13 protein-coding genes are annotated in these 9,476 nt (G+C 43.1%); 6 read left to right on the top strand and 7 right to left on the bottom strand.

The window, feature by feature from the left end:
* Positions 1-179: 179 nt before the first annotated feature.
* The 5 genes from EKM76_RS02930 to EKM76_RS02910 all read right to left on the bottom strand — a co-directional run bounded on the left by EKM76_RS02930 (position 180) and on the right by EKM76_RS02910 (position 3,628).
* Positions 180-488, bottom strand: coding sequence for a DUF960 domain-containing protein (locus tag EKM76_RS02930; RefSeq protein WP_125549183.1), 309 nt, complete (start codon positions 486-488; stop codon positions 180-182).
* A gap of 145 nt (positions 489-633) precedes the next feature.
* Positions 634-1,491 (bottom strand): DUF4097 family beta strand repeat-containing protein, encoded by an 858-nt coding sequence (locus EKM76_RS02925; protein WP_125549182.1) that lies wholly within the window; start codon positions 1,489-1,491, stop codon positions 634-636.
* The gene (locus EKM76_RS02920) at positions 1,491-2,099 is read right to left on the bottom strand and encodes a DUF1700 domain-containing protein (protein ID WP_125549181.1); all 609 of its coding nucleotides are present in this window, start codon (positions 2,097-2,099) and stop codon (positions 1,491-1,493) included. The genes EKM76_RS02925 and EKM76_RS02920 overlap by 1 nt, the downstream gene beginning before the upstream one ends.
* Positions 2,099-2,416, bottom strand: a complete 318-nt coding sequence (locus EKM76_RS02915; protein WP_125549180.1) for a PadR family transcriptional regulator — start codon at positions 2,414-2,416, stop codon at positions 2,099-2,101. The genes EKM76_RS02920 and EKM76_RS02915 overlap by 1 nt, the downstream gene beginning before the upstream one ends.
* Positions 2,417-2,707: 291 nt before the next feature.
* Complete coding sequence (locus EKM76_RS02910; RefSeq protein ID WP_125549179.1) at positions 2,708-3,628, bottom strand: SPFH domain-containing protein; 921 nt, start codon at positions 3,626-3,628, stop codon at positions 2,708-2,710.
* 274 nt (positions 3,629-3,902) lie between these two features.
* Here EKM76_RS02910 and EKM76_RS02905 point away from each other — a divergent pair, with 274 nt between their 5' ends.
* On the top strand, positions 3,903-4,427 hold the full coding sequence (locus EKM76_RS02905) for a hypothetical protein (RefSeq protein ID WP_125549178.1): 525 nt from the start codon (positions 3,903-3,905) through the stop codon (positions 4,425-4,427).
* Between the two features lie 105 nt (positions 4,428-4,532).
* Positions 4,533-5,363, top strand: coding sequence for an HAD-IIB family hydrolase (locus EKM76_RS02900; protein ID WP_125549177.1), 831 nt, complete (start codon positions 4,533-4,535; stop codon positions 5,361-5,363).
* 17 nt (positions 5,364-5,380) lie between these two features.
* Here the strand turns inward: EKM76_RS02900 and EKM76_RS13760 are convergent, their stop codons facing one another.
* The gene (locus tag EKM76_RS13760) at positions 5,381-5,515 is read right to left on the bottom strand and encodes a hypothetical protein (RefSeq protein WP_263853669.1); all 135 of its coding nucleotides are present in this window, start codon (positions 5,513-5,515) and stop codon (positions 5,381-5,383) included.
* 116 nt (positions 5,516-5,631) lie between these two features.
* Here EKM76_RS13760 and EKM76_RS02895 point away from each other — a divergent pair, with 116 nt between their 5' ends.
* Positions 5,632-6,192, top strand: coding sequence for a TIGR01440 family protein (locus EKM76_RS02895; protein ID WP_125549176.1), 561 nt, complete (start codon positions 5,632-5,634; stop codon positions 6,190-6,192).
* Positions 6,189-7,058 carry an SPFH domain-containing protein gene (locus EKM76_RS02890; protein ID WP_125549175.1) on the top strand — a complete coding sequence of 290 codons (870 nt, stop codon included), beginning with the start codon at positions 6,189-6,191 and terminating at the stop codon, positions 7,056-7,058. The genes EKM76_RS02895 and EKM76_RS02890 overlap by 4 nt, the downstream gene beginning before the upstream one ends.
* A gap of 53 nt (positions 7,059-7,111) precedes the next feature.
* Here the strand turns inward: EKM76_RS02890 and EKM76_RS02885 are convergent, their stop codons facing one another.
* Positions 7,112-7,648, bottom strand: coding sequence for a dihydrofolate reductase family protein (locus EKM76_RS02885; RefSeq protein ID WP_125549174.1), 537 nt, complete (start codon positions 7,646-7,648; stop codon positions 7,112-7,114).
* 144 nt (positions 7,649-7,792) lie between these two features.
* Here EKM76_RS02885 and EKM76_RS02880 point away from each other — a divergent pair, with 144 nt between their 5' ends.
* Both EKM76_RS02880 and EKM76_RS02875 read left to right on the top strand, forming a co-directional pair.
* Positions 7,793-8,749, top strand: coding sequence for a hypothetical protein (locus EKM76_RS02880; RefSeq protein WP_125549173.1), 957 nt, complete (start codon positions 7,793-7,795; stop codon positions 8,747-8,749).
* 4 nt (positions 8,750-8,753) lie between these two features.
* The gene (locus EKM76_RS02875) at positions 8,754-9,440 is read left to right on the top strand and encodes an NAD-dependent protein deacylase (protein ID WP_125549172.1); all 687 of its coding nucleotides are present in this window, start codon (positions 8,754-8,756) and stop codon (positions 9,438-9,440) included.
* The last annotated feature ends 36 nt before the right edge of the window (positions 9,441-9,476 follow it).

Below are 9,476 nucleotides of genomic sequence, written 5' to 3'. Positions count from 1 at the left end.
CCGTAGTCCAGTTTTTGATTGGGTAAGTTCCTTTAAGATTGCTAATTTTTCGAGTACCGTATGTTTAGATCTGGGCATACAAAAATCCCTCCATAGTTGTTAGATGAATTATTGTATTTCATCTGACAACCATAAAGGGATTATCGCAACTGTTATAATCTCAACAGTTGTTGGTCTTTTTAAGCTTCAGCTTCGCTAGGTAATAAAATTGTTTGTTGGGCACCACTATCGTACGCAAGCAGTGTCGCTGGCAGCTCGCTGTTGTAAGGAAATGGTGTGTCAAAGCTAGCAACAGTCTCGTGATCTTGGACATAGTCGTAAGTGACAAGTCCTTTGTGATTACTGAGCTCAAAAACTAAGGTATGAGCTAATGGAAAAACGCCTTGTAAGTTATTATCAATGATCGACCAAATTTGATCGATCAACTCTCCAGGAATAGTAGCGACGACGCCATAAGATGCAAAACGACTTTGATTGTTATCAAACATTAATTTAGCCTTCTTCCGCATGATCATTTCTAGTTCACCATTATACGCTATTCGTACAGAAATTGCTTCACTAGAGAACGGCTAAAATAAGAATACAGCTTATGAAAGTAAATTTAAATGTAACTTGTTTTTGACAGATAACGAATTATTCGATATCGATGTCGCCGCTATTATTAGTAACTTCTAGGCGGTCGGCAGCGTTAGGATCTTGATTATATGGTGAAGCGTGCTCAGTATCATGCAGGCTAATGTCGCCAGAATCAGTTTGCAAACGGTAGCCACTAGTGTTGCTGTTATTAAGTTCTACATCACCACTGCGATTAGTCAGACTGAGCACACCGGCTAGTTTGCTGTGCTCGATTTCTGTATCACCACTACTATTGGTGGCCGTAAAACTATTTAAAGTACTATTATCGATGCTGAGTTCACCGGAACTAATTTGCGTCGTTACTTTAGTCAAGCTACTGTGTGATAGCTTGACATCACCACTGTTACTTTTTAGCAAACCGTTGTGGCTGATAGTCAGTTGATCGGCGACTATGCGGCCAGAATCAAGGCTGATATTAGCGTCCTTGGTAGCAATTTGTTGTAGTTTGAGATTGCCACTAGTGAGGTTCAAGTTAAGTTGGTTCAATGTCTTTTGTGGCAACGTGATTTTGATATGGGCCTCGGCACTACCAAAGTCAAAGCCGATCCCATTGTTATTACCAGAGTGAGCGATCGTTAAAATGCCATTATCTAAATTGATTTTAGTTGCTTTAGCATCAGGCCCAGATACGGTAACGGCTGCTTGGTTACCCGCTACGATCTCAACGTAGGCGTTATCGGAATCGACCTCAAGCTGTTTGACATTACCTAATTTGCGAGTAACGGTTTCGTTGTGGACGACCTGGAAACCGTGGTCATAGGTGACGCTATTAACACCGCCCATTAATGCACCGATACCGGCAAAAAGCGCACCAACAAGTAAAATAATTGCCGCCCATTTAGCTGTTTTTTGCATTAGTCACGCGCTCCTTTCTGATGTCGAGCTTGAAATTTGTGGTAAATGTATTTAATGATCACCACACCCATTTGTAGTAGGACTTTGACGACCATGTAGCCAATCAGCAATGCTAAAATACCGCCGCCTAAGCCAGCTAAGCCGACGCCAATGTAAAAGATACCAGTGGCAAAAGATTGGAATAAAATGGCAACCCCGCTGATCAGCGCAAAGCCACCGGCCAATAGTAAGCCAGCCACGACCATCATGGCCGCAAAAATAATCGCGCCGATCACTAATATACCAGCAATCAACATTAAAATCACAGCGATCGCTAGCGGAATGGCAATTGGTGAAGCAAAGAGGGCGAGAATAATGATCCAGATCAAGCGCGCATTATGCCGCGGAGTTGCTCGCGTCACAGGTTCACTTTGACGAATCGAATAATCAGCCAATGTTTTACGTGCTAATTGGTGCGGCGTGCCTAGTTTGGCTACAGCGGCTGCGTAATCAATTAACTCTGCATCCAAAATATATTCTTGATAGTATTCCAGCACATCGCTGGTTTCATCACTGCTAAGTCCTTGCAGTAATGCTTGAAATTCATCTAAATAATCAGTGGTGGTCATCAGGCTTGCCCCTCCTTTTTCATTAACCAGTCAATATTATGTTTGTAATCTTCCCAATCGTTGCGAATTTCACCAAGGCGCGTGGTGCCAGCAGGTGTGATGCGATAGTAGCGGCGGTTACGGCCCTTAAAGGGTTCATCATAAGTTTCCAAGGCGCCATCTTTTTTTAAGCGCCGTAAAACGGGATATAAAGTTGATTCTGAAATGGTGATCGTTTGCTGGATTTGCTGGGTGATCGTGTAGCCGTAATAATCTTTGGCGGCTAGTAGGGCCAAAACGCAGCCATCCAGTAATTCCGAACTAACAGGAATATTCATGGTTTATGCTCCTCACTATATTATATGGCGTATAGTATTGATTTATAAATATCATATATGCTATATAATAATATGTCAAGCAATAAAAATAGCCGAACTGACGTCGGTAATTTACGTAAAATAAAATCACCAACCAAGTAAGGTTAGTGATCAAGTTAATAGCCGCTAACTAATCATTTTCAGTATAGTTTGTCTAGACTATTTTTTAGCGAATGAAAAATAATGCTTGTAAAAAAACGTGAGCAACAATGCTGGATTACATTGCCGTTCACGTCTATTTATAAAGTGGTGCTATTTAGCTGTGGTGGTTTTAGCCTTGTCGCCGGCTAATAAGTTACCAATGGCGGGTAGTTGACCCATGCCATCAGCGGTAGCGTTCGGTAAGACGACCGTGTTCGCTGAGCTGTTAGCTAGGTCACGGAACGCATCTATATTTTGTTGAACAAAGTAATTTTGGCTGGCATCAGTCAGCACGGTGTTTAACTGTTTTGTTTGGTAAACTTGCGCGTCAGTAGTTGTTTCTAGCGCAGTTGCTTTGGCGGTTGCTGTGTTGACCAGCACTTTATTATTAGCTTCGTTAGTTTCTAACAAAGCTTGGTTATTGGCCTGATTTTCCAAGGTGACTGAACGTGCTCTACCTTCAGCGCTAGCAATGGCCGCATCACGTTCACGGGTAGCTTGTAATAATTTGTTCATTGAAGCTTGGATGTCAGCTGATGGATTTACTGAATCAATGTTGATTCGATCAACATTTAAACCATAGCCAGCAGTAACGGATGAAATTTCTTTGAATAATTCTTTATTGATTTCTTGAGTACCATTCAAAACTTCATTCAATTCTTTATTACCAATGATGCCACGCAATGCGGCCCGCGTGTCCTGAACCATTGAACGAACGGAATCTTCGTTCTTAAAAACGAAATCTTCAATATTAGTCACGTGATATTTCAGCGAAATTTTAACTGAAATTTCGGCATTATCTTTGGTGATCACAACTTGTTGATTTAAATCAACTGGTGTTTGTGCAGTCCCAACTGTAATAATACGCGAAATAAATGGCTTGATGATATGAATGCCGGGTTCTAGAATACCTTCAAAACGACCTAAAGTAACCACAACACCCTTGTTTGGCTGTGTCACAATTTTTACTGTGACAAATAATAAAAGAATAATCAGTAGAATGATGATCCCAATCAAAATTAATGTGCCCATGATAAATTTCCTCCAATCAGTAGATAGTTCTATTATACCTGATTTGATGTGGGAAAAGGATTATGTTTTACGCACAGTTAATTAGCGCCGAAATCGATGTGAGCGTTGCGGATAGGTGTAAATCGTTAATCTTGTAACCGAGTTCAAAAATTAGTTATACTGGATGTGAACATGATCAAACTGATCGACGCAAACTTTAAAAAATTTGGGCGCTAAAAGCAGCCGTAAGTTAGCGGACAAAACTATGTTTCTTGTGCAGTAGAGGAGGATCTTTATGTATACGCTAGAGCCACAATTATTTTCTGGTGAACGCGCGCCAGCAACTAAAGATATTGCCACTAAAATTAATACACATTTGACGCCGCTGGCTTTTAGTTTCACAACTGCCAGTACCGCTGCGAGCACGCTGATTTTAACTAAGGCGCAAGTGGCTTTGCGCGATGAGCGGGGCGACACATTTTTGCAGGTTGGCTGGGATGACGTTGGTTCGGTGCAATTAGGTTATTTGCGGGCAGGTAATTTAGCTGCTGATACTACAGCGCTATGGCTATTTTTCGTTTTCATGATCGGTGGGCGGCCTTATTATATTGTCAGTCGTGACTTTCAAACGTTGCCGCAGCTCATTGCGGTGTTAATGGCACACGATGCTGATTTAGTCGATCCGTTGAATTTGTTACCGCAAGTATTAGCGGCTGCTAAGCCACTAACGCCACAATTTGTTGCTGAGTTATTAGCTGCTTACCCACAAGCAATTCAGGGCAGCGACTTTCCAACTAATGCCCGCTGCTTAGCGGAATAACGTTGATATAGATAGGAACTAGACGTTTTATCTCTGAACGCCTAGTTTTTTTATAGCTGCTTGCGTTAAAATGAAAGTACTTAGTTTTACGAAGGAAGTGGCTTGATGATAAAATTAGTGGTGACCGATATGAACGGGACTTTATTGAATGCTAACCAACAGTTGGATCACGCACGGCTAGCGCAGGTGCTCCAGCTGTTGACGCAGCAACAAGCTTACTTTGCGGTTTGTAGTGGTAATCAATATCGGCATTTACGTGAAGTTATGGCACCCTTAGCGGCGGATAATTTAGTTTATATCGCTGAAAATGGGGCTTCGATTTATTGGCGCGAGCAACAAATTTTTGATGGTGCGTTATCCGCGCAACAATTGGCTGAATTTTTAACGGCGTATCAAGCAAAAGTTTTACCGTTGCAGCATGCCTACGTTATTTTAACGAGTAGTGATCGTTCGTACACTAGCTATGGCGTCGCATCGGCGTTGATTGAGCAAGCTAGTAAATTCTACGCCAACTTGCAAGCGGTAGATTTAAACCAAGTTAGTGCGCCAATCAAGAAAATCAGTTTGGCCTATCGTAGTGGCACTGCAGCAGAGCATGTCGCCAGCTTGAACACTTATTTTGCAGGCAAATTAGTTGCCCACGATAGCGGTTATGGCGTAATTGATTTGGTCCGTGCTGATGTGGGCAAGGCAGCCGCGGTTGCGTTTTTGCAGCAGCAGTGGCAGATCTCAGCCGCGGAAACGGTCGCTTTTGGCGATGGTGCTAATGATGTGGCGATGTTGCAGGCTGCCGGTCAGAGTTATGCGATGCAAAATGCGCCTGACTTTGTTCAGCAAGTGGCACAACGAGTAACTAAACTTGATGCTGAGCACAGTGGTGTTTTAGCAACGTTAGAAACATTATTAATGCAATCAAAAAAGAGTCAGGAACAATAACTTGTTCTTGGCTCTTTTTAATGCCCATTACGCCGGGTACCATGTTTATGTGCGCTTAGTTGGTTGGCCTGTTTCTTAAATTTCTGCCAAGTTTGCTCACGCTGATTAGTTGCTGTTGTGCGTTGCTGCTTTGTGTATTTGATCGTATTCACCTCCATGAATTTTCTCTCTATTATAACGCAAACAGCACGCATGTCCAGAATACTTGACCGACTGATAACGACCGCGCATACTGTGGGCAGACAACAGGAATAGGGTGGGTGATTCGATGGCTGATTTAACTGAAATTGCGGCACAAATTAAGCAAGGTGCCAGTGAATTGTTGGCGGAAGCACGACTCAAATCTGGCGCTGTATTCGTGCTTGGCTGCAGCACAAGTGAAATTCAAGGTGCACATATTGGCCGAGATTCTAGTCGGGAAGTCGGGCGCATAGTCGTCAAAACACTACAAGATTTGTTGGCGCCACAACAAATTCATCTAGCGGTACAAGGCTGTGAACACTTAAATCGTGCATTGGCGATTGAACGTGCTGTCGCTGAAGCGCATGGTTGGGAGCTGGTTAGCGTGGTACCAGCGTTACATGCCGGCGGTGCTACACAAATGGCGGCCTTTGAAACGTTTAATGATCCAGTGGAAATCGAACACATTTCAGCGCAGGCAGGAATGGATATTGGTGATACCGCAATCGGAATGCATGTTAAATTTGTCCAGATACCTGTCCGTACCAGCATTAAAACAATTGGTGGCGCGCACACCACTTATTTACGTAGTCGACCGAAATTAATTGGTGGCGAACGGGCACAATATATTTGGGAGGCAGCAAAATGACTGAGAAAAAAGCTTGGTACATTAATGGTTACGTTGGATTTGTCATTTTACTTATATTGTCATTGTTAGGTGTTTTCTTAACTGCTATTGGTATTTTAAATGAAATGACGATCAGCATTATTGGTGGGATCATTATTTTGGCGGTGGCAGTATTCTTTTTCAGTGCATTGACAATCGTTGGCCCGAATGAAGCGCAAGCACTTACTTTCTTCGGCCGCTACGTTGGCTCGATCAAGGAAAGCGGCTTGTTCATCACTATTCCATTAACCAATAAACGACCAATTTCGTTGCGCGTACGTAATTTCAACAGCGATATTTTAAAAGTCAACGATGAACAAGGTAATCCGGTGGAAATCGCTGCGGTGATCGTTTTTCGAGTGACCGATACGGCGAAAGCGTTATTCAGCGTTGATTATTATGAACAATTTGTGCAGATCCAAAGTGAAGCTGCGGTGCGGCACGTCGCGAGTCAATACGCTTATGATACATTTGCCGATGTCGATGCGATCACTTTGCGCGGCAACACAACTGAAGTTTCGCAGAAATTAACCACTGAGCTGGAGGAGCGGCTGCAGGTGGCTGGCGTGGAAATTATTGAAACGCGTCTGACCCATTTGGCCTATGCCACAGAAATTGCCAGCGCCATGTTGCAACGGCAGCAAGCATCTGCTATTTTGGCGGCACGCAAAATTATTGTTGAAGGTGCAGTTTCAATGACTGAAGATGCGTTAAGCCAGTTGGAGGCTAACGATAAGTTGAACTTTGACGACGAGCGTAAAATGCGAATCGTCAATAATCTGTTAGTTTCGATCATCACTGATCGCGGTACGCAGCCGGTGATCAACACCGGTGAAACGGAAAAATAGTGATTTAAATAAAAAAATCAGTCTACCGAAAATTGACGGTAGGCTGATTTTATTTATTTCTGATCGACTGCGTAAGTCAGTTCAACTAAGCGACCGATTTTTTTGGTTGCAAGTAAGTTTAAAGGGACATCTTTTAAGTTAGTATTGAGTAACGGGGTACCAGTACCAAGTAATACTGGTGCGATCGAGATGATCAATTTATCGATTTCATGCGCTTTTAGTAATTCAGCAAATAAATCAGGACCGCCGACTAGCCAGATGTCGCCACCTTTTTCTTGTTTTAGTTGGCGAACAAATTCGACGACATCACCGGCAACAACTGTGGTCCGATCCTCTGTGTCGTGTAGTGTGGTCGAGAAAACGAAACCTTGTTTATCGCTATATGGATAACTACCAGCACGTTTTGTGGCCCGCGAATAAGTTTTACGGCCCATGATCACGGTATCGACGCGGCTATAGAAATTTTGAAAAGCACTATCTGCTTCGGTGGTATTTAATTGTTGTAACCAAGTCATATCGCCGTCACTTTCAGCGATGTAGCCATCGAGACTTTGTATCAAATATAAAAGAACGTTGCGTGTTTCTGCCATAAATTTCACCCCGTTAAATTTGTTTTGAAACTATGTTTAGTATATCACGAAAGCGCTTTGATTAACATGGATGGCTTGGTTCACAAGCAGGCCATGCTTTGCTAGAATGGAAGTAGACGAGTCAGAATGAGAGGAAGTATCAGCATGACAGAAAAATTTTCACCAGCCGTAATGACGTTGCTTGATGAGGCACAAGCACTAACCAGGCAGAATATTCAGATTGAATTAGGTACGAAAAAAGTGGGCTATATTCGCCACGGGCAGTCGCGACAAATCAAAAACGATGATGGCAGTATCACAATTGATGTGACCGATAGCACTAACGTTGACTATACGGTTAGTCATGAGCTGTTACATTTACTATTGTTACAGCAGGGCTATCCACAAATTAGATTTAATTTAACCACTGGCGAAGAACTACTGAATCGGCAATTATGGGCCACCGCAAGCGAATTATATAATGTGGTCAGCCATGTTGTGATCGGCGCTCAGCAGCAGGAATTAAAGCTGGTTGACGAACAAGTGCAAGCCCAATATTTAGCCGGGATTTTACAAGAAGTACCTGCTGAAGAAAAAGCTGACCGCTTGGTGGTTTTTCGTACGCTTGCTTTATTGGATACGTTAGTTTTTTATCGCGGCGATACAACGACATTTGATCAGCAATTTGAGCAACGTTATCCAGCGGCATACCATGGCGCACAAGCTTTGTATCAGGTGATTGCCAACAAATCGATCGATTCGCCGTTTACCTTCCGCCGCGCGTTGGTGAATTTATTTGCGGCGTTTGATCCTTGGTTGACTAGCGTGGGTTTAGCCACTACGAATCACAATCAACTGATCACGCTGGACGGTGTTTTTTCACCACGCCAGCAGCGGTTGGAAGTTCGACAGGTTTTTGAGATCCTACACTCGGAGCTTAATGTGCGTGAAGGTGGCAAATCAGCTTATATTGGATTAGGCAAAAACGATCAACAAAATACGTTTGTACTCGCTGCGCCAGCTGGTGAAAAACAGAGTGCGGAATTCTTCAAAAAAGTTTACGGCCAATCGGTTCAGGAATTCATGCAGGAACAGCAAATTCCATTTATGGAAAGGAAATGAGTAAATGGTTGATTTAAAAGCGGCGATCAAGGCAGCAAAGTTTGTCACATTTCTCACCGGAGCCGGGGTTTCCACCGCTTCAGGGATACCGGACTATCGTTCAAAAAATGGCTTGTACGCTAACCAACAAGATCCAGAATATCTATTGAGCACAGAAAATTTGCAACGCCATCCGGCTGATTTTTATCAGTTCGTTAAGTCCAGTATGTATTATCCGCAAGCGAAGCCAAATGCGATCCATGAAAAAATGGCGGCGATCAGCAACGAAAAAGGCGCGATCGTAACCCAAAATGTTGATGGTTTACATCGGGCTGCAGGTGCCAAAAATGTGGTTGAGTTTCATGGCAATTTGTACCACATCTATTGTCAAAAATGTCATGAAACGTTCACTTACCAGCAATACTTAAAAAGTGATCAGCACGCCGCTGATGGTGGTATTTTACGGCCAGACATTGTTTTGTACGGTGAAGCGTTGCCGGAACAGGCAATCAGTCAGGCCATTACGGCGGTTGGCCAAGCCGATCTGATCGTAATTTGTGGGACCTCGTTTCGGGTAGCACCATTTTCATTGCTGGTAAATTATGCACAACCAGGTGCGCAGGTGATCGCAGTTAATGAGGAAAAACTGGATCTACCGTTTGCATTTGAGATGGTACAAGCTGATGCGCTAGACGTTTTTCAACAACTCTAGCTTGTTTTGCGCGGATAAGTTGATTAAAATTAGAAT

It is taken from the genome of Loigolactobacillus zhaoyuanensis, assembly GCF_003946385.1.
Lineage (GTDB): Bacteria > Bacillota > Bacilli > Lactobacillales > Lactobacillaceae > Loigolactobacillus > Loigolactobacillus zhaoyuanensis.
The sequence above is the reverse complement of the archived record's forward strand: the minus strand, read 5'-3'. Positions and strand labels throughout refer to the sequence as shown.

Bases quoted from the DNA above. Each gene is read 5' to 3' on its own strand.
- EKM76_RS02915 (WP_125549180.1), bottom strand. From the start codon at position 2,416: ATGAATATTCCTGTTAGTTCGGAATTACTGGATGGCTGCGTTTTGGCC.
- EKM76_RS02925 (WP_125549182.1), bottom strand. From the start codon at position 1,491: ATGCAAAAAACAGCTAAATGGGCGGCAATTATTTTACTTGTTGGTGCG.
- EKM76_RS02920 (WP_125549181.1), bottom strand. From the start codon at position 2,099: ATGACCACCACTGATTATTTAGATGAATTTCAAGCATTACTGCAAGGA.
- EKM76_RS02895 (WP_125549176.1), top strand. From the start codon at position 5,632: ATGGCTGATTTAACTGAAATTGCGGCACAAATTAAGCAAGGTGCCAGT.
- EKM76_RS02875 (WP_125549172.1), top strand. From the start codon at position 8,754: ATGGTTGATTTAAAAGCGGCGATCAAGGCAGCAAAGTTTGTCACATTT.
- EKM76_RS02910 (WP_125549179.1), bottom strand. From the start codon at position 3,628: ATGGGCACATTAATTTTGATTGGGATCATCATTCTACTGATTATTCTT.
- EKM76_RS02880 (WP_125549173.1), top strand. From the start codon at position 7,793: ATGACAGAAAAATTTTCACCAGCCGTAATGACGTTGCTTGATGAGGCA.
- EKM76_RS02890 (WP_125549175.1), top strand. From the start codon at position 6,189: ATGACTGAGAAAAAAGCTTGGTACATTAATGGTTACGTTGGATTTGTC.
- EKM76_RS02900 (WP_125549177.1), top strand. From the start codon at position 4,533: ATGATAAAATTAGTGGTGACCGATATGAACGGGACTTTATTGAATGCT.
- EKM76_RS02885 (WP_125549174.1), bottom strand. From the start codon at position 7,648: ATGGCAGAAACACGCAACGTTCTTTTATATTTGATACAAAGTCTCGAT.
- EKM76_RS02930 (WP_125549183.1), bottom strand. From the start codon at position 488: ATGTTTGATAACAATCAAAGTCGTTTTGCATCTTATGGCGTCGTCGCT.
- EKM76_RS02905 (WP_125549178.1), top strand. From the start codon at position 3,903: ATGTATACGCTAGAGCCACAATTATTTTCTGGTGAACGCGCGCCAGCA.